This is a genomic window from Bradyrhizobium sp. 172 (assembly GCF_023101065.1).
GTDB lineage: Bacteria > Pseudomonadota > Alphaproteobacteria > Rhizobiales > Xanthobacteraceae > Bradyrhizobium > Bradyrhizobium canariense_D.
Map to the genome: position 1 here is coordinate 1,298,260 of NZ_CP064701.1, position 19,851 is coordinate 1,318,110.

Consider the following 19,851-nt stretch of genomic DNA (forward strand, 5'->3'; position numbering starts at 1 on the left):
CCTCGACGTCGCAAGGATCGACATCTATGCTTTGATGATGCCGGCTCACCTCACCGTCTGGTACAACACCCGTTGCCCTGTCTGCAATGCCGGCATCGACTGGCAGCGCAACAAGCTGTTGGCGCTGGTGCGCGCGGGTAGGATCGAATTCAGGGATATCAACGAGCAGCCCGAGGCGCTGGCGTGCTTTGGCGCCACGCTCGGCGACATCAGGCGCCGCCTGCATGCGACCGATGAGGCCGGCCAACTCATCGTCGGCGCGGATGTCGCGATTGCGCTGTGGAGGCTGACGCCGAGGGAGGGGTGGCTTGCGGGGTTGTTCGGAAATCGCGTGGCGCTGCCGTTCACCCGGTTCTTCTATGACCGGTTTGCCGATCTGCTGTTTGCCTGGAACAGGCGGAGCGGACGCTGGTGAGCGCCTGCCTGGATTGACCTACTTCTTCTTCGCGCCGACCCGCTCGAGGTTCTTGATCTCAAGCGCCGGGCGGCCGGATTTTTCGGCGATCTCGCGGTCCTGCTCCATGATATAGGCGCGGGCCGGCTCGTCGCCGTCGAGGCCGCCGAGCAATTCGGCGGGCACGCGCCGGTTGGAGCGTTGTGAGCCGTCTTCATAGAAGACGTTGAAAAAGGCGAATTCGCCCTTGGGATTGGTTCCGGGTTTTTTGGCCATGGCCGGCTTTTCGTCGATCAGGGGGCCATAGTCAAATGACTTTGGCAGGTTTCCGGTGGCTGGGCGCGGACCCTGCAGCGGCAGAACCAGCTGCGCGATCGATCGACGAACCCATTTACGAGGCGCCTCGATGTCGGGCGGAAGAGTCCAACCCTTCGTAAAACCCGATGCGCTCCTTAGGAGATCCTTGCCTCACCCTTGCCTCAACAAACGGCGGGCCGCGAAGCCCGCCGTTTATTTTGGTCTTCAGCGTCGCCCGGGGCTGGCGGGGCGACAACCTAGAATAGAATGTTATAACCGGCGCCATGCCATGGCAAGGCAAATCGCTGGCGCTGCGATGCCGCAGCGAGCGCATGAGATATGCAGTGGTCGCGACATCGGACTTCATTCGTCGAGCCAGGATGCGATTGGTTCTGGTGAGGATTTGCCGCTTTGACGCGAATCTGGTTCCCGGGCATGATCGCGCGCCGCTCTCCCGCCCATTCCCTGTAGGATTCATCCGAATGTCGAAATACGCCTTGGCCATCGCCTTCATCGCCTGTCTGGCCGGCGGATCGGCGCAAGCCGCGCGCTGCGGCGGCGACTTCAACAGCTTTGTCGCCAGCATGGCCTCGGAAGCGCAGGCCGCCGGCGTCTCGGCGAGCGTGACCAGCGCGGCGCTCAGCGGCGTGCAGCAGGACGGCGCGGTGCTCGCCTTCGACCGGCGCCAGCGCTACACCTTCAACAAGAGCTTCGAGCAGTATGTCTCGACCCGCGTCGGCCCCGGCCGCATCAATGGCGGCAAGGCGCTGTTGCAGCGCCATGCCGCGCTGCTCTCACGCATCGAGCAGCAGTTCGGCGTGCCCCGCTATATCCTGGTTGCGATCTGGGGGCTGGAGAGCGATTTCGGCAAGGGCGACATCGGCAAGCTGCCGGTGGTCCGCACGCTGGCGACGCTCGCGCATGACTGCCGCCGCACCGAGCTATTCCAGGGCGAGCTGCTCGCGGCGCTGAAGATCGTGCAGCGCGGTGACCTGCCGCTGCGCGACCTGATCGGCGCCTATGCCGGCGAGATCGGCCAGACCCAGTTCCTGCCGTCCTCCTACATCAAGTACGGCGTCGATTTCGACGGCGACGGCCACGTCGATCTCCGCCACAGCGTCCCCGACGTGCTCGCCTCGACCGCGAACCTGCTCCACACCAGCGGCTTCAAGATGGGCCAGCCCTACGGCGAAGGCACCGCCAATTTCGAGGCCATGCGCGAATGGAACAGGGCGGTGATCTATCGCAAGACGATCGGGTATTTTGCCGATCGGCTGGCGGGGCAGTGAGGGGAGCCAAAGAGACGGAGCACTCGCGCACATACTTGGTGTCATCGCCCGCGAAGGCGGGCGATCCAGTATTCCAGAGACCGCGCGAGAATACGGAGAGGCTGCGGCGTACTGGATTCCCCGCCTTCGCGGGGAGTGACAACGGAGAGGTCCGTGAACGCTCGCCAGGACGACGGTTTAATTCGACGGCGCCCCTCACTCCGTCCCCTTCGCCATCCTCTCCAGCTTGCGCTGCAACGGCGCCCAGTACGTTGCCGGGCGGAAGCGCTGCAGGAGATCCATGAAGCGGGCGTCGTTGCCGATCAGGATGCGCGGCTCGTTTCTCTCGATGCCCTTGATGATGCGCAGCGCGGCGTCCCGGGGCGTGGTCCTTGCCGCGTTCTCGAACCGCTCGATCGATTGCGACCGGCGTGCGTTGTCGGTGACGCCGACCCCGGTGCGCGAGTTGCGGGCGATGGCGGTGGCGACGCCGCCAGGATGCACGACCGACAGCCTGACAGGGCTGCCCGCCATGGCCAGCTCGTGCCGCACGCTCTCGGAAAAGCCGCGCACCGCGAATTTCGCCGCGGCATAGGCCGACTGTCCCGGCGGGGCGATGATGCCGAAGATCGAGGACAAATTGACGATGTGTGCCTCGCCCAGCGTCTTCAGATGCGGCAGGAAGGCGCGCGTGCCGTGCACCACGCCCCAGAAATTGATGTCGAACAGCCAGTCCATCTGCGCCTGGTCGATCTCCTCGAACGATCCCATCAGTGCAACGCCGGCATTGTTGACGACGATGCCAAGTGCGGGATGCGCGGTGGCCGCCTCACGCGCGAATTGCGCGATGTCGTCGGGCTTGCTGACATCGACGCGATGCAGGCTGAGCTTGCTTGCGGCGCCGATCTCGGCCGCGAGCGTCTTCAGCCCGGGCTCGTCGCGATCGGCGAGCGCGAGATCGCAGCCGCGCCGTGCAAGCTCGATCGCCAGTGCGCGGCCGATGCCGCTTGCCGCTCCGGTGATAGCGGCGGCGCCGCGGATTGCAGTCATGATGATTCCCCCGTCGAGCCACTTGAGCGGAACTATGATTTACATTTTTTCATATTGGAACCGAACCGCATGGCGGTTCCCACCTTAACCTACGTTACTTGATGAAGACAGGCAGCATTGGGAGCCGCCGATGGGACAAGCAAAGCCGTTTCGAGCCACCGCACTGATCGTGGAAGACGACCTCATGCAGAGGGAGATGCTCAGTCTTCTTCTCGAAGAAAGCGGCTACGACGTCATTCAATGCGAGAGCGCCGAGGCGGCCGAGCTTGTGCTGGAGAAGAGCGCCGGCGCGCTCTGCCTGATGATGACCGACGTTCAGCTTGCCGGCCGCATGAACGGCGTCGAGCTCGCGCATGTCGCCAAGGACCGCAACCCGAAGCTCGACGTCGTCGTCACCTCCGGCCGGCCCTTGATGCAGGCCTTGCCGAACGGCGCGAAGTTCTGGGCCAAGCCATGGGCGCCGCTCGACGTGCTCCGCGAGGCCGAGATCGCGCAGCTGTCCTGAGGGTCGATCCGGCAGGCCGGCTTTCGTGGTCCGCGGCGCGGTGATAAGGTCGGTCCATGACCTTGTCCTTCCTGCTCACCTCGCTGATCGTCGTCGCCTCGCCCGGCACCGGCGTGCTCTACACGCTGGCGGCCGCGCTGACCCGCGGCTCGCGCGCGAGCATCGCCGCTGCCTTCGGCTGCACCCTCGGAATCGTGCCGCACATGACGGCCGCGATGCTGGGGCTCGCCGCCGTGCTCCACACCAGCGCGCTCGCCTTCGCCGCGCTGAAATGGTGCGGTGTCGCCTATCTGCTCTACATGTCCTGGCAGGCGCTGCGCGAGACCGGGGCGCTGGCAGTCGACGGCGAGATCCGCGAGCGTTCGGTCGGTCGGGTGATCGTGACCGGCTTCCTGATCAACATCCTCAATCCGAAGCTGTCGATCTTCTTCCTGGCTTTCCTGCCGCAGTTCATCGCCGCGGACGAAGCCCATGTGCTGGCGCGAATGCTGCAATTGAGCGGCGCCTTCATGGCGATGACGTTTGCGGTGTTCGTGGTCTACGGCCTCTGTGCGGCATCGGTGCGCGAGCGCGTCATCTCCCGCCCGCGTGTCATGGCCTGGCTGCGCCGGAGTTTTGCCGCCGGCTTCGCCGCGCTCGGCGCCAAGCTGGCGTTCGCGGTGCGATAGCTTCTCCAGCCAACAAAAAAGCGGGCCTTGCGCCCGCCATCTTCCAACTCAGAACTCCCACCCGACGCCCGGGCGGAGCGTGCTCCACCCGGGCAAAGAATAAGAAGCCTCGCTACTTCTTCTTCGCTGCCTTCTTGGCCTTCTTCTTCGTCGCCTTCTTCGCCTTCTTCGCTTTCTTAGCCATAGGATCCTCTTCAGGGTTAATGGTGAAACGCGACACGAGGGATGCTCGGCGGAGGGCCAGCCTCGCAACATCCTCGATGACAAGCTCAGCAGATTCGCGCGCTTCTGCCCCGCGCTGTCACATCCGTGTCATCGCGTTATCCACAGCTCAGATGCATTTTCGGGTGATTTTAGCTCACGAATCCGCATCGCCGGCATGCCTAACGATCCGACAATGCGCCAGCCGTTCATGAATCCAAAACCAAAGTCATGCTTTCGCGGATCGCAGTGAGACTCCGTTAAGCGCGGCGGCGGCATTGTCCCCCCAAAGAAAACGGGGACGGGATCATGGACGGTCAGCTGGCAGGGACGGAGGGCGCGACGCTGCGCGCGCCGCGTGCGCCATGCTGAACGTGCCGACACTCTGGACCGTGTTCGTCGTCAACTTCCTGGCGCTCGGCCTGATCTGGGCCTACGTGATGCGCACCTATCCGAAATTCGCGGCCGCGCGGTTCTGGATGGCATCGTCCTTTATCGGCGCGACCGGCGCGATGACGGCCCTGCTGCGCCTGTTCGTCGCGTCTCCGTTGCCGCTCCTGCTTGGCGCTGCCGGCGTCATCGCGGCGAGCTGCCTTGCCGCCATGGGCATTCAACGCTTCTATCACCGGCCCGTCTCATGGCGCGTCATGATCGCAACAGCAGGCTTAAGCCTCGCCGGCGTCGTGTTCTTCGTGGTCGGCTTCGACAACATGCAGCTGCGCATGCTCTGCTACACGCTCGGTCAGGCCGTGCCGCTGGTGCTGGCGCTGCGTCTGTTGCTGTCGCCGCCGGAAGGCCGCGTCAGTCCGGGCGCCCGGCTGTCCGGCATCGTCATCCTCGCCATTATCGCGATCCTCGTCGTCCGCACGGTGGGCAATCTGCTCGGCGGCGATTTCTCGGCAAGCGCCGGCGGCCAGGCTCATGGCGTCATGGTGCTGGGTCTCCTGTTCCTGTCCATGACGCTCAATTTCGGCTTCCTGCTGATGGCGATGGACAGCTTGCGCAACGAGGTCGCCGACCTCGCGCTACTCGACGATCTCACCGGCGTCGCCAACCGGCGGCATTTGTTGCAGCGGCTGAGCGAAGAATGCGCCCGCTCGGAGCGCAGCAGCGAGCCGTTCTCGCTGCTGGTCATCGATCTCGACGGCTTCAAGACCATCAACGACACCCATGGCCATGCCGCGGGCGATGCCTGCCTCCAGCACTTCACCCTGATGGCGCAGACGCGCTTGAGGCCCGGCGACATGCTCGCCCGCACCGGCGGCGACGAATTCTGCGTCGTGCTGCCCTCGTCGACCTTGCGCGAGGCGGCTGCGATCGCCCGCCGCGTGCTCGAGGTCTGCCGCCAGGATGCCGTCACCTGCACCGGCGTCGACATTCCGATCGCGATCTCGATCGGGGTAGCGCAGTGGGACCGCGGCGTCGGCCAGTTTCCGGACCGCCTGATCGCGCATGCCGACCACGCGCTCTATGCGGCCAAGAAGAACGGCAAGAACGACTTTGCCGTCCACGATCCGGCGCCGCCGCTCATGCCTGACCCGATCGGTCCAGGCGAGGCCTTGCGCAAATTCGCGTAAGGGCGTGCTAACGTCAGGTCCGCATTGGACCCGCATGATGATCTCTCGCCTGCTCGCGGCCGTTCTCGCCGCTCTCACTCTGATCGCACCTGCCGCTGCGACCGACGCCGAGCTCGCAAAGCTCGCGCGCGCCTCCGGCACGCCCGACATTCCCGGCCTGAAGATGGTGTGGCTGGCGCCATGGGGTGACGTCGGCAACGCAAAACCGTGGCGCAACATCATCGTGCACCAGACCGAGGGACCGGCCGGCTCGGCGCGGGGCGGTGCCGAGGTGCAAGCGAAGAACCCCACGCGTCGCGGCGTCACATTGTGGGTCGAGACCGACGGCACCGTCTATTGGGCGGTCGCGGAAAACCTGGTGCCGACCCACGGCGATGGTGCCAACCGCAACGACAACAAGTACATCGACAACAAGCCGACCTATCGCCAGGTGGTGCGCGACAATTCGATCGGCGTCGAGTTCGCCGGCAACTATCCCGACGTCACGACGGGCCCGACCGCGGCGCAGGTCGCGGCGTGGAAGATCCTCCTCCAGATCCTGCGCGCGCGCTACGGCATCCCGCTCGACCGCGTCTATGCGCACAACTGGATCGACTACAAGGACGCCCGCTATTGCGAAGGCTGCTGGCTCGCGACGCTGGCGCGGGTTTGGGGGGAGTGACGAGCTACACCGGTTGCGACATCCAGCCGAACAGCCGCCGGATCAAGCCCGGCCGCCGCGGCAGTTCCGGCGGGTCATCCGCCGCCAGCACGCGTTTGAAGAAGTAGTCCAGGAACACCATGTCGTTCGGCTCGGTGACGGTGAATGTCTCGTCGCCGAAGTAGACGCTGTAGTTGAAGAAGAACGGACCCATCAGCGGGATCGTCGCGGTCGAGGCGTAGTCCTTCGAGATCACGAACTCCGACGGCTCGAGCCCGTGGTCGCGCATCGCCTGCTCGACCAGCGGCAGCTTCCGCATGAACTGGGCGGAGAAACCGCCGACGGTGGATTGCAGGATGATCGACACGGTGCGTGTCCGTTCTCTTGATGCTGTCGGCCCGATGCTTTTGGTCGGTCGACCGGCAGCGCGGGTTCAAGGCAGAGCCACAACCCCGCTGTCATCGCCCGGTTTAGCCGGGCGATCCAGTATTCCGGAGGCCTGCATTGGAGACCTCGCTCTTGCAACAAGCGCCGCGGCGTACTGGATGCCCCGCCTTCGCGTGGCATGACGGCGAGAGTTGCGTCCAAACAAAAAAGCCGGCGTTGCCGCCGGCTTTCTGTCACTTGTCGATCCGCCAAACTCTGGCGCTAAAAACCTCGCGCTTAGAGCGCGGCTTCCAGCGCGGCCTGTTCGGCCTTTGCGATCGTGCCCTTGACCGCGGACTGCACCTTCTCGAAGGCGCGGACCTCGATCTGGCGGACGCGCTCGCGCGACACGCCGAACTCGGCAGCCAGGTCTTCCAGCGTCATCGGCTCATCGGCGAGGCGGCGCGCCTCGAAGATGCGGCGTTCGCGCGGGTTGAGCACGCCCATGGCGCCGTTCAGGGCGTCACGGCGGTGATCATACTCCTCGTGCTCCGCCAGCATGGCTTCCTGGTTGGGCGAATTGTCGACCAGCCAGTCCTGCCATTCGCCGGCTTCGCCGTCGTCGCGGATCGGAGCGTTGAGCGACGCGTCGCCACCGAGGCGGCGGTTCATGTCGACCACGTCCTGAGCCGTGACGCCGAGACGCTTGGCAATGATGGCCACCTGGTCGGGGCGGAGATCGCCTTCGTCCAGTGCGGAAATCTTGCTCTTCGCCTTGCGCAGGTTGAAGAACAGCTTCTTCTGGTTCGCGGTGGTGCCCATCTTCACGAGCGACCACGAACGCAGGATGTACTCTTGAATCGAGGCCTTGATCCACCACATCGCGTAGGTTGCGAGACGGAAGCCCTTCTCGGGCTCGAACCGCTTCACCGCCTGCATCAGGCCGACATTGCCTTCTGAGACGACCTCGGAGATCGGCAGGCCGTAGCCGCGATAGCCCATGGCGATCTTGGCCACGAGACGGAGATGGCTGGTGACGAGTTGGTGCGCGGCGTCGCGATCATCGTGCTCGCGCCAACGCTTGGCGAGCATGTATTCCTGCTGGGGTTCCAGCATCGGAAACTTGCGGATTTCGCCGAGGTAACGGGAAAGGCCGGATTCGCCATTAAGGACCGGCAGGGTAGCTGTACGGGCCATAGTGCGCCCTCCAAACAGGTTCAGGCCCCCGATAGCGGCGGGCCAGGCAGACGACCGCTTGGTTAAAGCCGATCGGTGCTGCGATGTTCCGCGTTGGTCTTCAACGCAAGCGCAATATACTCCATCGGAAGGCAAAAAGGGAAGGATTGCTGACGTCACGTCCCCGTGTGGCAGCTATAACTTTTTGTAATGTAAAGCATTTCTGAAGCGGCCTGCGTCATAGCGCCGCCTTGAGGGCCCCCTGAAGGAGAAGCAAATCCTCCGGCAGAGGCGTCTCCCAGTGAAGTAATTCTCCAGTCCTCGGGTGCTCCAATACCAGCAGGTAGGCGTGCAGCGCCTGCCGCCCCAGCGCGGCGAGGGCGGCCTGCGACTCGGGGCCCAGCTGGTTCGCCTTGGTCTTGAAATGCGGGCCGTAGACGGCGTCGCCCATCAGGGGGTGGCCGATATGGGCGAGGTGGACGCGGATCTGATGGGTGCGTCCGGTCTCGAGTTCGCAGGCGAGCAGCGTCGCGATCGGCTTGCCGTCGCGTCCGGCAAAACTCTCCAGAAGCTCCCAATGCGTCACGGCCTCGCGGCCGCCCTGGCGCACCGCCATTTTCTCGCGCGCATGCGGGTGACGGTCGATCGGCGCGTCCACGGTGCCGCGATGGCGGCCCGGCAGCCCCCAGGCGAAGGCCATGTAGCCGCGCCGCATCGGCCCGGTACGGCCGTGATCGGCGAATTGCGCGGTGAGCGAGGCATGCGCGAGGTCGTTCTTGGCGACCACCATCAACCCGGTGGTGTCCTTGTCCAGCCGGTGCACGATGCCGGGCCGGCGCACCCCGCCGATGCCGGAGAGCGAGCCGCCGCAATGGGCGATCAGCGCATTGACCAGCGTACCGGTCTCGTGGCCCGCCGCGGGATGCACCACCAGCCCCTTCGGCTTGTTGAGGACGACGATGTCGTCGTCCTCGAACACGATCTCGAGGGCGATATCCTCGCCTTTCGGCTCCGGCGCGGCCGCTTCCGGCACGTCGATTGTGATCGTATCGCCGGAGGCGACGTGATAAGCGGGGTCCCGGATCGCGGCGTCCCTGAGGCTCACCGCGCCCCCCAGAATCAGGGCTTTCAGCCTCGATCGCGATAGCTCGGCAAGGTGCAGCGCCAGCACGCGGTCGAGCCGGGTCGAGCCCTCGGAGCCTTCGACGACAACCTCCAACCTTTGCGCAGAGCCAGAATTTTCCATGACGACGTCTGATACCGTTGTTCCCGAACCGAGCCCCGAGCAGGCCGCGCTGTTCGCGCGGGTGCGGCGGATGATGCTGGTCGCGGGGTTGACCACGGCGCTGGCAATCTGCGCCGTGCTGATCGCGGTGGGCTACCGCCTTTTCAAGTCCGAGGGAAGGGCGCCCGAGCCGGCAGGCGACGTCACCGCGACTCTCCCGAAGGGCGCCAAAATCGTCTCGAGCGGCGTCGCCGGCGACCGGCTCGTGATCACGCTCGACATCGGCGGCGTCACCGAGATCCGCACCTTCGATGCCCACACGTTGAAGCCGGCTGGAAAGCTGAAATTCGCCAATGAGCCGTGAGTACGGCCTCGGAACTCGCCGCCATCGTCTTCCTGGCGAAGGCCAGGACCCATAACACCGGCTGGTGTGGTTGCGGGGACTGGTGGGTCCTGGCATTCGCCAGGACGACAGCGGAGAGCGAGCATCCGAAACCCCTCGATCCCCGCTTGCCGCCGGCAAAATTCGAGGCTATGTCCTCTCCCTCAACGCTCCCTTCGTCTAGCGGTTAGGACGCGGCCCTCTCAAGGCTGAAACAGGGGTTCGATTCCCCTAGGGAGCGCCATTGTCTTGAAGCCAGCCTTTCCCCTGATCTCGATTTGATTGTTCCGCCCCTTGGGTGCGCCTGTGGCATTGGCGATCAATATCCGGTCTGACAACGATTCAGCAGGCGAGATCGTGCGGCTGTGGCATCAGGTTGCCGTCTTCGAGGCCGAGCCCTCGATGCGTGCCCTTGGCTACCGGCCTCATTTTACGTTTGCCATCTACGATTCCCCGGCGGCTCACGAGAAGGCTGCGTGCGATGCAATGCTGGCAGCTAGTTCTGGCGAGAGGCAACTGCGGATCAGGTTCAAACGAATTCGCTGGTTCGAAGCTTCTCCGCTTGTCCTCTGGGCGGAGCCGGAGGCCAACGAATCCCTGGCTCGCATCCACGGCATCATCAGCGCGGCAATCGATCCAGCGCATTGTCGTCCTCACTACCGGCCCGGCGCTTGGACGCCCCATTGCACGCTCGGCACTGCTATTGCCGATGAACGCCGCGATGATGCGATGGACTTCGCGCACGCGTTTGACCGCAACATTGAAGTGTTGTTCGACGTGGTGGATTGCGTCGCCTTTCCGCCTGTGCGGATCATCGCCGAGCGAAAATTGCCATTGTAGTTGGTTGTCGCTTCGGTGTCATTGATCGCGACGCATCAAACTCATGCCGCGCAGGCGCTCTCCTAAGCGATCGTGCCGTCGATCGAGCGGCGGATCACCCGCTGCACTTCGGCATTCGACAGAAAAAGATCGTGGTTGATGATGCCCCAGCCTTCCGCTGACGCATCGACCACGCGTACGCCGAGGCGCGCGATGACGGCTTTTTCGGCGGCGCCGACCCTGGTCATTCCACCTGCGATCTGTCCCGACAACGCCAGTGCGCGATCGTTCGTCGCGGCGATCACGGTGATTTTGCCCGCAAGCGGACCGATGCGCTGGATCGCTGACGAGAACACGTCCATGTCGATATCGGGCGCGGCAAACACCACGGCGCCGATCTTGCTCGTCACTGTGTCGCCGTATCGCGCATAGAGCTGACGCAGGCTTTCGAGCGACAGCATGGTTCCCATGCTGTGCGCAACGATGTTCACGCGGCCGGTGCCTGGCGCCGACACGAGTGTGGAGAGCACGCGCTCGAACTCGTCGCGGGACCACATCGCACTGTCGCGGTCATAGGCATAGTCGAACAGTCCTGCCTTGGAGGGCCAGGAGAACACCATGGTCCGGCCGCGGAACTTGATCCCATCGGAGAGATGGGCGCCATCCAGCACCGCCGTCTCGAACGTCTGCTTGAAGCCGTGCACATAGATCAGCACGTCTCCTCCGCCGGCCTGCGCAACGAGATCGCCAACGTCGGCCGACACCGGTTCGACCCGGTCAAGGCGCCAATCGCCAAGTCCAACCGAGGCCAGAGAAAGGCGGCTCTCGTCCGGCGCCCCCAGCTTCGCCCGCGCGATTGTCATGGTCGTCGCGCGCTCCGGCCCGAACCAGGGCTTCGTGCGACCGCCGTTCACCGGCTTGCGCGTGGTGGTGACGAGCAATGTGGGGTCAAGGGATAACGATGACGCGTCGAAACGCGCCCCGGTCGCACCCAAGCCGGCGCATCCGCCAAGCGCGAGGGCGGTCCCCGCCGACATAAATCCGCCGAGGAGAGCGCGGCGCGAAATAGAATGACGAGGGTCGCGTTGCAGGAGACGTCGAGCGATCACACAAAACCTTTGGGAACTTTGCCCACCGTAGCGCCCCGCTACATCTCTGAATGATAATGGGGGCGAGAAGACGGCGGAGCTGCTCTGCGGTCCATTGCATGGTCGTGCAGTCCGTCGTCTCCGCCGGTTGGGCGAAACAGCCGCAAACGCAAGTCAATCCCTCTCCGCAAAAATATTCCAGTTTACCGAAATTCGGAAATATCGCATGTGTCGGCCATCCCAGCCCACAAAAGGGGCGGTCGTACGTCGTCACGAACGCGGGCTGGGAGTTGCGGTGGACGCGGGCGGCGTTAAAGGCGGGCTTGTTGCGTGCAGGGCGAGATGAACCTCGTGAGCACGGCACGAACCGCATCGACGGACGGCGCCCAGACCTCGCGAAGCCTCTGGCGAAGCAGGCATGTCCTGCGAAGCCTCTTGGCGAAGCAGGGTCAGCCTGCGTACGGCGAAACCGTGTGGTCCTGGCCGTCGTTGCTACGGTCAAGCCTTTGCGAAGGCGTCAGCGCGTCAACCGGCGCGGTGCCGTGCATTTCGCGGGGGTGACGGAGACAAAAAGGAACTCGTCTCCGGGGAGAGCGCGGCATAGGCCGTCAAACCATCGCGCAGGGAAGGCCTGGTCTCGGCTGCCCTGTGTCTCCCCTATGCATTGCGTGTGCAATCAGTTCGCATGGGGGTTTTTATGGGTGCCAGCCGGCGCCCGGTCTTCCCTGCGCCCTTTCTTTTCGAGGGGGTGAAGCGAGAAGCATAGCTCGGGCAAAACATGCCGCGAGGCTGCGAGCGCGTATCCGCAACCCGCATGCAAACTGACCTCCCTTTCGAGCCTCCCTTTCGAGCCTTCCTTGCGAGCATGATGCGTCAGCATCGGTGGAGGTGGTCGTCCCTCCCGGAATCTGCCTTGATGCGAATTCAGCGCGGAGGAATTTTGATATGAGCGGCTTGGTGATCTCTGGCGGCCGGGTGGTGGATCCCGCCAGCGGAATGGACGCGGTTGGTGATGTGGCGGTCGTGGACGGCAGGATCGCCGCGATTGGCGCCTCGCTCGGAAGCGCCGAGCGGACGATCGACGCGACCGGGCTCGTGGTCGCCCCCGGCTTCATCGACCTTCATGCGCATGGCCAGTCGCTCCCCGCGGATCGGATGCAGGCGTTCGACGGCGTCACGACCACGCTCGATCTCGAAGCGGGCGTGCTGCCGGTCGGATCCTGGTATGAGCGCCAGGCGCGGAAGGGGCGCGTGCTGAACTACGGCGCGGCCACCAATTGGGCTTTCGCGCGTATCGGCGCGATGACGGGCTCCAATGCGGAGAGCTCGCTGGAGGCGTTCGGCAACGCCATGCGCGATCGCCGCTGGATGGACAATGTGGCCAGCGATGCGGAGGTTGCCGGCATTCTCGAGCGCCTTTCGCGCGGTCTGAACGAGGGCGGCATCGGCATCGGGATCTTGAACGCCTATGCGCCGGGCGCCGGCGTGCAGGAGCTGACCGCGGTCTGCCAGCTCGCGGCCGCGCAGGACGTGCCGACCTTCACCCATGTCGCCTACATGTCGCGCATCGATCCCGAGAGCGCGGCGGAAGCCTATATCCGCCTGATCGGCTATGCCGGAGCCACCGGCGCGCACATGCACATCTGCCATTTCAACTCGTCGAGCAAGACCGACGTCGAGCGCTGCCGCGTGCTGATCGCGAAAGCGCAGGCGCAGGGCCTGCCCATCACGGTCGAGGCCTATCCCTACGGCACCGGCTCGACCGTGCTGGCGGCCGCCTTCTTCAGCGACCCCGAATTCGTCGAGCGCAACGGCACCGGTTACGATTCCGTGCAGCGGGTCACCGACGGCCATCGCTTCAGCGATCGCGAGGAGCTCCTGAAGGCGCAGGCGGAAGAGCCGTCCTCGCTGGTGCTGTGGCACATCCTCGACACCGAGAACAATGCGCATCACCGCGACCTCCTCGACATGTCGGTGCTCTATCCCGGCGGCGCGATCGCCTCCGACGCGATGCCGTGGACGACGTCGGACGGCAAGACCTACACCGGCGATGCCTGGCCGCTGCCGAATGACGCCACCTCGCATCCGCGCTCGGCGGGCTGCTTCACGAAATTCATCCGCGAATGGGTGCGCGAGCGCAAGACCGTGTCGCTGCTCGAAGGCGTGCGCAAATGCGCGCTGATCCCGGCGGAGATCCTGTCGCAGAGCACGCCCGCGATGCGCGCAAAAGGTCGGCTCGCGAAGGATGCCGATGCCGACATCGTCGTGTTCGACTACGAGAAGCTCTCGGACCGCGCGACCTTCACGGCGATGAACCGTCCCTCCGAAGGCGTGCGGCATCTGATCGTCAGCGGCCAGCCGTTAATCACAGATGGTGTGCTGGACGTCGCGGTGCGGCCCGGCCGTCCCGTGCGCCGTCCCGTCGTCGGGAGCTGAGACATGCCGGTCCCCATTCTCCTGGTGACGGGCTTTCTGGGGGCCGGCAAGACCACTGTCGTGAACCATCTGCTGGCGCATGCGGAGGGGCGGCGGATCGCCGCTGTGGTCAACGATTTCGGTGCGATCAACATCGATGCCGAGCTGATCGCCGGCGCGAGCGACGGCGTGGTCAGCCTCGCCAATGGCTGCATCTGCTGCTCGCTCGAAGGCGACCTGCTGCGCACGCTTGCGACGCTGCTGCGGCGTGATCCGAAGCCGGAATACATCGTCATCGAGACCAGCGGCGTCGCCGATCCCGCCGAGATCGTCCGCAATTTGATGGATCCCGTGATCCTGCGCGAAGCGCCGTTGGAAACGGTGCTCTGCGTGATGGACACGGCGACACCGCCGGCCGCTCTCGACGACGCGCTGCACCGCTCGCAGCTGCGCGTCGCCGACATCGTGGCGCTGAGCAAGCTGGATCTGGCGGATGAGGGTGCGGGCGGGCGTATCCGCGAGGCCATCCGCGCACAGCGCGTTCCTGCCGTGGTGGTCGACGCGCAGCACGGCGAGATTCCGTCCGCGCTGCTGTTTCCCGCGACCGTCGATCGTGCGCCCGCGCCGCGCAAACCCGGACCGAAACGTCCGGCAGAGCAACGCTTCGAAACCCTGAGCTGGACCTCGGACCAGCCACTTTCGCTCGCCCGCTTGCAGCAGGCCATCGGCCGCCTCGCGCCAAAACTCGCGCGGGCAAAAGGCCTGTTGGAGACCGTCGAGCAGCCCGGGCGCCAGATGGTGTTTCAATTCGCGGCCGGCCGCGCCACGCTCGCCCCTGCAGATGCCGCGCTCGCCGTTAGCGATGCCGCGCTCGCCGTTGGCGATGCCCCGGCTCTGCCGTGCGCGCGGATTGTTTTCATCGTCGAGCTAGGCGTGCTCTCGAAGGCGGAGCTCGACGGGATCATGGAGACCTGCGTTGCGGATCGGTGAAGCTGCCGCTTCAGGCGAATTGCGCGATGCCATTTCCAACGGACCAGTTCTCCGCGGGCGCATCGAGGACGTTGACGAACACGTCCTCGGGGCGGAGGCCCGGGTTTTCGCCGAGCAGGTCCGCGATCCGCCGGTACAGGGCCTTCTTCTGCTCGGGGGTGCGCGAGGCGAACACGGTGATCTGGATCAGCACGGCATCGTCGCTGCGCGTGACGCTGTAGGCATTGCCGCAGCGGAAGTTCGCGGGCGAATGCTCGCTGATGGTCATGAACTCGTCGCCTTCAGGGACGTTCAGGGCCTCACGCATGGCGCGGTAGAGGCCGCCGAGGATTGCCTTCCGGTAAGCTTCCGGCTTTCCGGCGCGCATCGAGATGTGGAGGAGAGGCATCGCGAAATCCTCATTGACGAAAGGGCGCATCGGCCCCAGTTTGTTTTTGACGCGGCGTCAAGAAATCATGTTTTTGACATCGTGTCAAATATGCTTGATAGGGGCAAAGCTTGAGGCCGCGCGAGTTCGACCACGACGATGTCCTGCGTATCGCCTTCGACCAGTTCTGGCGCAAGGGCGTGCGCGGCACCTCGCTGTCGGACATCGCGCGCGACGCCGGTGTCCAGCGCGGCAGCCTCTACAACGCCTTCGGCACCAAGGAGGCGCTGTTCCTGCAGGCCTATGAGCGCTATGCGGCCGATTATCTCCTTGCGCTGCAAAAGGCGCTCGGCGCGGGCTCATTGCGAAAGCGCCTCACCGCGTTCTTCGACCTGACCATCAGCAACTTCCGCGCCGGCACGCCGCCGCGCGGATGCCCGACGACGCGCGGGCTGATGGAGCTCGGCGCGGCCGAAGGCGAGGGGCTGGACGAGGAGGCGCGGCAGGCCTTCGCGAACCTCATCTCGCGCATCACCGTTCTGGTTCAGGAGACGTTGTCGGCAGGTGCGGCGCGCGGTGAATTCAACGGCAATTCCGCGGCCGCGGCGCTGCACATCATCACGGTGACGCGCGGCCTCGCCGTGCTCGAACGTGCCTTCGGCGACGAGGCGCAGCTGCGCAAGATCGCGTCCCACACCATCGATCTCGTGCTCGGCAGGAAGGGCGGCTAGGTGTCAGCAGACCGCGAGCGCGTTGACCGCCCGCGTCGTCACGGTCTCGTTCTCGTTGCCGACGAACTGGCAGACGACAGTTTGGAGCTCGCCCGGCTGCTTGCCGCGTGCCACCGCCAGCAGTCGCATCAATTCCGCCTCGTCCTTCGACAGGCGTCGGCACGACGGCGGCATGAAGCACAATTGGCAGGGCCGGCCGCTGCGCAGGATTCTGACGAGCGCGGCAACGCGTGCGACCAGCAGCGGGCTGTCGGTGATGCCAGGCGCCTCGTCGGCAAAGCGATAGGCCGCCTCCCAGCAATCGGACGCGCCGGTCGTATAGGCGGCAGCGATGAACCGGAACAGCGAGAGCGTGACGCGGCCAAAATCATCGTAGCTCTCGACGTCAGGCCGCGTCGCAAGCGCGGCCTGAAGCGGACAGAGCCGCGCCTCGCCGGCTTCCGTGGCAGGCACAGAGCCGCAACTATCCTGCATCATGCGCGATCCCGGTCAGTGCAACGTGGGGCTTCCGACCAGCCAGCTCTTCATCGCCATCGTCTGGTCATGGTCCAAAGACGGAACGTGCCGGTCGGGCAGGATGAGACCCGCCATGCGGAAGATCGTTGCAAGCCCCCGCACGGGTGCGAGAGCCCAATCGGCGCCGACTGGCGGCAGCCAGCATTCGAACTGCTCGCGCGCGATATCGTCGCGCTCTTTCTGCGCGGCCGCGATCGCCCGTAACATGCTGTGCTCGCTGTCGGACATGCGGGGGCAGGTCGGGCAGTGCACCGCGATGGCCGTATGCGCCGTGCAGGCAAAGATCTCGATGATGGATTCCAGCGAAGGCACGGCGTCGCCCACGCCAAAATGGTCGTCACTTGCTGGATGTCGGCCGCGGTCGGAACGGCGCTTCCGCTGCGCGCCTTGGCCCGAAATCCCCAAATGAAGAGCCGCTCCGCTGCGCTCAGCGCCGGAAGGTCGAGAGACCCTGTCGATGTCGATTGGTGCATTGAGCCTCTGGCCTCCGGCTGCGCCCATGCCCCGGCTGGCGCCGATGATCTGCGCCGATCGTTCCGTCAGAGCCCCCTGCAAGTCAACGCTCGGAGGGGCGATGTCGAGGTCTTCTAGTTTTGAAGAGTTCGCATCTCGGATGCAGCCAGCCTCGCGAGCCTGCGAGCCGTCTGCGGCATGCCGGTAGGATGCATGGAGTTTTGCGGGGTGGGGGAACCCGAATGCTTAAAGCTTTGCTAAGGGGCGCGGGATAAACTGGCATATCAGCCTTCCAAATCTTGCGAGCACCAATGTTTTTCTCCCGCATCAGTTTCAAGCTGGTCCTGATTGTCGGCATCAGCCTCCTTGGCATGATCGCGCTGGCGCCGATCGCGCTTTCGACCTTGCGCGCGCAGATGATCGCCGATCGTCAGGCCAAGACGCAGCACTTGGTCGACGTCGGCTACGGCATCCTGGCGCACTACCAGAAGCTCGAGAGCGAAGGAAAACTCCCGCGCGAGCAGGCCCAGGCCGGCGCGATCGCGGAGATCAAGAGCCTGCGCTACGACAAGGTCGAGTATTTCTGGCTGAACGACATGACCCCCAAGATGGTCATGCATCCGATCAAGCCCGAACTCGACGGCAAGGATCTCTCCGGGATGAAGGATCCGTCCGGCAACGCGCTGTTCGTCGGCTTCGTCGACGTCGTCAAAAAGCAGGGCGCGGGCTTCTACAGCTACCTCTGGCCGAAGCCCGGCTTCGACCAGCCGGTCGGGAAAATCTCCTATGTGAAGGGCTTTGCGCCCTGGGGCTGGATCATCGGCACCGGGATCTATCTCGACGACGTCGACGCCGTTTTCCGCCAGAATGCGATGACCTTCGCCCTGGTGTGCCTGGTCGTGTTCGTGCTCGTGCTCGGCGCCTCCTTCGTGATCGGCCGCAGCGTGACCCGGCCGCTGGCGAAGATCACGGCACTGACCGACCGCCTCGCCGCCGGCGACAGCGCGTTCGACGTGCCCCATACCGATCGTCGCGACGAGATCGGCGGGCTCGCCAAGGCGCTCGCCGTGTTCAAGGACAATGCGTCGGCGGTCGGCCGCATGCACGCCGAACAGCAGGAGACGAAGCAGAAGGCCGACGAGGAGAAGCGCAAGACGATGACCGACCTCGCCGGCAAGTTCGAAGCGAACGTTCAAGCCGTCGTCCGCGACGTGTTCAAGGAGGCGCGCGCGATGCAGCAGGCCGCGCAGGGCATGTCCGAGACCGCCGACAAGGCGACCGACCGTGCGAGCCTCGTCGCCACCGCCTGCCAGCAGGCCTCGAGCAACGTGCAGACGGTGGCCTCCGCCGCCGGGCAGCTGTCGTCCTCGATCGCCGAGATCAGCCAGCGCGTCGCGCAGGCTGCAAGCGTGGCCGACAAGGCCGCCGCCGACGGTCAACGCACCAACGACACCGTGCAGGGACTTGCTGCAGCCGCGCACAAGATCGGCGAGGTCATCGACCTCATCAACCAGATCGCCTCGCAGACCAATCTGCTCGCGCTCAACGCCACCATCGAGGCGGCGCGCGCCGGCGAGGCCGGCAAGGGTTTTGCAGTGGTGGCAAGCGAAGTGAAGTCGCTGGCGAGCCAGACCGCGAAGGCGACCGACGAGATCGGCGCGCAGATATCGGCGATCCAGGCCGAGACCAACCAGGTGGTCGGCAACATCGACAGCATTCGCAAGACCATCATGGAGGTCAACGAAATTTCCTCGTCGATCGCCGCAGCCGTCGAGGAGCAGGGCGCCGCGACGGCGGCGATCGCGCACAGCGTACGGGAGGCCGCCTCCGGCACCGACCAGGTTTCGCAGAACATCTCGGGTGTGACCGACGCGACGGCGGAGACCGGCCAGGCCGCCGGCCTCGTGCTGCAATCGAGCGGCCGGCTGTCGCAGAAGCTGCAATCGCTGGAAGACGAGGTCAGTGCTTTCGTTGCGGGGGTACGGGCGGCCTAGTATAGCAGGAGAATGAGCGCGCGCATTCTCCTGATCAATCCGAACAGTTCTGTGGCGACCACTGAGATGATGGTCGCCATCGCGAGGTCGGCCGCCGTGGACGGCTTCGACATCGACGGCGCGACCGCAACGCGCGCGCCGCAAATGATCGTGACGCCGGATGCGCTGGATGCAGCTTCCATCGAAGTTCTGGAGATCGCGCAGTCGAACCGGCATGCATGCGACGGCATCATCGTCGCGGCGTTCGGCGATCCCGGGTTGGCCGGGATCAAAGCCGCGGTTAAACGGCCCGCGGTCGGTATCGGTCAGTCCTCCATGCTGGCAGCCGCCGAGAACGGCCGTCGCTTCGGCGTGGCGACCACGACGCCGCTGCTGGAATCGAAGATCGACGCCGTGCCGGACGCGCTGGGGTTGCGATCGCGTTATACCGGCGCCCGCTTCGCCAAAGGCGATCCGCAAGACCTGATGGGCGATCCGGCGCGATTGCGTGCGGCGCTTGCCGGCGCGGTCGAGGCCTGCATCGCACAGGATGGCGCGGAGGCGGTCATCATCGGTGGCGGCCCGCTGGGCGAAGCTGCGTGCGAGCTTCAGCCGATGTTCACCGTGCCGATCATCGCGCCGATCCCGTCTGCCGTGGCGCGGATTATTCGCCTCATCACGGCGCGCGCGACCGATTGAAATTCCGGCCCGCGGGAACGGTCGTCGGGACCGCGTTCTTGCCCTTGACGG

Annotated in this window: 22 protein-coding genes and 1 tRNA gene; 14 read left to right on the forward strand and 9 right to left on the reverse strand. The window is 65.0% G+C overall.

The genetic code is table 11. From position 1 onward, the window contains the following. Nucleotides 1-37 precede the first annotated feature (37 nt). Nucleotides 38-415: a DCC1-like thiol-disulfide oxidoreductase family protein gene (locus tag IVB07_RS06190; protein ID WP_247296247.1), complete on the forward strand. Its 378-nt coding sequence runs from the start codon at nt 38-40 to the stop codon at nt 413-415. An 18-nt stretch (nt 416-433) separates the two neighbouring features. Here IVB07_RS06190 and IVB07_RS06195 read toward each other — a convergent pair whose 3' ends face one another. Beyond that, entirely contained in the window at nt 434-670 is a 237-nt protein-coding gene (locus tag IVB07_RS06195; RefSeq protein ID WP_007614643.1) for a hypothetical protein, read from the reverse strand. 503 nt (nt 671-1,173) lie between these two features. Between IVB07_RS06195 and IVB07_RS06200 the strand changes: the two genes are divergently transcribed. After that, nucleotides 1,174-1,980: a lytic murein transglycosylase gene (locus IVB07_RS06200; RefSeq protein ID WP_085360517.1), complete on the forward strand. Its 807-nt coding sequence runs from the start codon at nt 1,174-1,176 to the stop codon at nt 1,978-1,980. A gap of 195 nt (nt 1,981-2,175) precedes the next feature. Here the strand turns inward: IVB07_RS06200 and IVB07_RS06205 are convergent, their stop codons facing one another. Continuing rightward, entirely contained in the window at nt 2,176-3,009 is an 834-nt protein-coding gene (locus IVB07_RS06205; protein ID WP_247361002.1) for an SDR family oxidoreductase, read from the reverse strand. Nucleotides 3,010-3,139: 130 nt separating this feature from the next. On the opposite strand from IVB07_RS06205, the gene IVB07_RS06210 reads away from it, so the two are divergent. The 4 genes from IVB07_RS06210 to IVB07_RS06225 all read left to right on the forward strand — a co-directional run bounded on the left by IVB07_RS06210 (nt 3,140) and on the right by IVB07_RS06225 (nt 6,621). After that, the gene (locus IVB07_RS06210) at nt 3,140-3,514 is read left to right on the forward strand and encodes a response regulator (RefSeq protein WP_018453620.1); all 375 of its coding nucleotides are present in this window, start codon (nt 3,140-3,142) and stop codon (nt 3,512-3,514) included. Nucleotides 3,515-3,570: 56 nt separating this feature from the next. Then, nucleotides 3,571-4,182: a LysE family translocator gene (locus IVB07_RS06215; RefSeq protein ID WP_247361004.1), complete on the forward strand. Its 612-nt coding sequence runs from the start codon at nt 3,571-3,573 to the stop codon at nt 4,180-4,182. Between the two features lie 566 nt (nt 4,183-4,748). Beyond that, complete coding sequence (locus IVB07_RS06220; RefSeq protein WP_247296158.1) at nt 4,749-5,960, forward strand: GGDEF domain-containing protein; 1,212 nt, start codon at nt 4,749-4,751, stop codon at nt 5,958-5,960. Nucleotides 5,961-5,994: 34 nt separating this feature from the next. Next, nucleotides 5,995-6,621 carry a peptidoglycan recognition family protein gene (locus tag IVB07_RS06225; protein ID WP_247767522.1) on the forward strand — a complete coding sequence of 209 codons (627 nt, stop codon included), beginning with the start codon at nt 5,995-5,997 and terminating at the stop codon, nt 6,619-6,621. Between the two features lie 4 nt (nt 6,622-6,625). Here IVB07_RS06225 and IVB07_RS06230 read toward each other — a convergent pair whose 3' ends face one another. The 3 genes from IVB07_RS06230 to IVB07_RS06240 all read right to left on the reverse strand — a co-directional run bounded on the left by IVB07_RS06230 (nt 6,626) and on the right by IVB07_RS06240 (nt 9,388). Beyond that, the gene (locus IVB07_RS06230; RefSeq protein WP_027520274.1) at nt 6,626-6,967 is read right to left on the reverse strand and encodes a hypothetical protein; all 342 of its coding nucleotides are present in this window, start codon (nt 6,965-6,967) and stop codon (nt 6,626-6,628) included. 296 nt (nt 6,968-7,263) lie between these two features. Next, nucleotides 7,264-8,163, reverse strand: a complete 900-nt coding sequence (rpoH, locus tag IVB07_RS06235) for an RNA polymerase sigma factor RpoH (RefSeq protein WP_007596598.1) — start codon at nt 8,161-8,163, stop codon at nt 7,264-7,266. Nucleotides 8,164-8,380: 217 nt separating this feature from the next. Further along, nucleotides 8,381-9,388 (reverse strand): RluA family pseudouridine synthase, encoded by a 1,008-nt coding sequence (locus IVB07_RS06240; protein ID WP_247296155.1) that lies wholly within the window; start codon nt 9,386-9,388, stop codon nt 8,381-8,383. Between IVB07_RS06240 and IVB07_RS06245 the strand changes: the two genes are divergently transcribed. The 3 genes from IVB07_RS06245 to IVB07_RS06255 all read left to right on the forward strand — a co-directional run bounded on the left by IVB07_RS06245 (nt 9,387) and on the right by IVB07_RS06255 (nt 10,589). Next, entirely contained in the window at nt 9,387-9,731 is a 345-nt protein-coding gene (locus tag IVB07_RS06245) for a hypothetical protein (protein ID WP_247296153.1), read from the forward strand. The genes IVB07_RS06240 and IVB07_RS06245 overlap by 2 nt on opposite strands. A 187-nt stretch (nt 9,732-9,918) precedes the next feature. After that, nucleotides 9,919-9,993, forward strand: a tRNA-Glu gene (locus tag IVB07_RS06250). Nucleotides 9,994-10,055: 62 nt separating this feature from the next. Continuing rightward, the gene (locus tag IVB07_RS06255) at nt 10,056-10,589 is read left to right on the forward strand and encodes a 2'-5' RNA ligase family protein (protein ID WP_085349596.1); all 534 of its coding nucleotides are present in this window, start codon (nt 10,056-10,058) and stop codon (nt 10,587-10,589) included. A gap of 62 nt (nt 10,590-10,651) precedes the next feature. On the opposite strand, the gene IVB07_RS06260 is transcribed toward IVB07_RS06255, so the two are convergent. Next, on the reverse strand, nt 10,652-11,677 hold the full coding sequence (locus IVB07_RS06260) for an alpha/beta hydrolase (protein ID WP_085349595.1): 1,026 nt from the start codon (nt 11,675-11,677) through the stop codon (nt 10,652-10,654). A gap of 924 nt (nt 11,678-12,601) precedes the next feature. Between IVB07_RS06260 and IVB07_RS06265 the strand changes: the two genes are divergently transcribed. Then, nucleotides 12,602-14,092 carry an amidohydrolase family protein gene (locus tag IVB07_RS06265; protein ID WP_247296148.1) on the forward strand — a complete coding sequence of 497 codons (1,491 nt, stop codon included), beginning with the start codon at nt 12,602-12,604 and terminating at the stop codon, nt 14,090-14,092. 3 nt (nt 14,093-14,095) lie between these two features. Next, complete coding sequence (locus IVB07_RS06270; protein WP_247296146.1) at nt 14,096-15,061, forward strand: GTP-binding protein; 966 nt, start codon at nt 14,096-14,098, stop codon at nt 15,059-15,061. Between the two features lie 10 nt (nt 15,062-15,071). Here the strand turns inward: IVB07_RS06270 and IVB07_RS06275 are convergent, their stop codons facing one another. Next, entirely contained in the window at nt 15,072-15,449 is a 378-nt protein-coding gene (locus IVB07_RS06275) for a tautomerase family protein (protein ID WP_247296144.1), read from the reverse strand. Between the two features lie 110 nt (nt 15,450-15,559). Between IVB07_RS06275 and IVB07_RS06280 the strand changes: the two genes are divergently transcribed. Further along, nucleotides 15,560-16,159 (forward strand): TetR/AcrR family transcriptional regulator, encoded by a 600-nt coding sequence (locus tag IVB07_RS06280; protein ID WP_247296142.1) that lies wholly within the window; start codon nt 15,560-15,562, stop codon nt 16,157-16,159. Between the two features lie 3 nt (nt 16,160-16,162). Here IVB07_RS06280 and IVB07_RS06285 read toward each other — a convergent pair whose 3' ends face one another. Beyond that, the gene (locus IVB07_RS06285; RefSeq protein ID WP_247296140.1) at nt 16,163-16,636 is read right to left on the reverse strand and encodes a hypothetical protein; all 474 of its coding nucleotides are present in this window, start codon (nt 16,634-16,636) and stop codon (nt 16,163-16,165) included. 12 nt (nt 16,637-16,648) lie between these two features. Beyond that, nucleotides 16,649-16,999 carry a hypothetical protein gene (locus IVB07_RS06290; protein WP_018453636.1) on the reverse strand — a complete coding sequence of 117 codons (351 nt, stop codon included), beginning with the start codon at nt 16,997-16,999 and terminating at the stop codon, nt 16,649-16,651. Between the two features lie 440 nt (nt 17,000-17,439). Between IVB07_RS06290 and IVB07_RS06295 the strand changes: the two genes are divergently transcribed. Both IVB07_RS06295 and IVB07_RS06300 read left to right on the forward strand, forming a co-directional pair. Then, nucleotides 17,440-19,122, forward strand: a complete 1,683-nt coding sequence (locus tag IVB07_RS06295; RefSeq protein ID WP_018453637.1) for a cache domain-containing protein — start codon at nt 17,440-17,442, stop codon at nt 19,120-19,122. Nucleotides 19,123-19,134: 12 nt separating this feature from the next. Continuing rightward, a complete protein-coding gene (locus IVB07_RS06300) occupies nt 19,135-19,800 on the forward strand; it encodes an aspartate/glutamate racemase family protein (RefSeq protein WP_247296136.1) in 666 nt (221 codons plus the stop codon). The last annotated feature ends 51 nt before the right edge of the window (nt 19,801-19,851 follow it).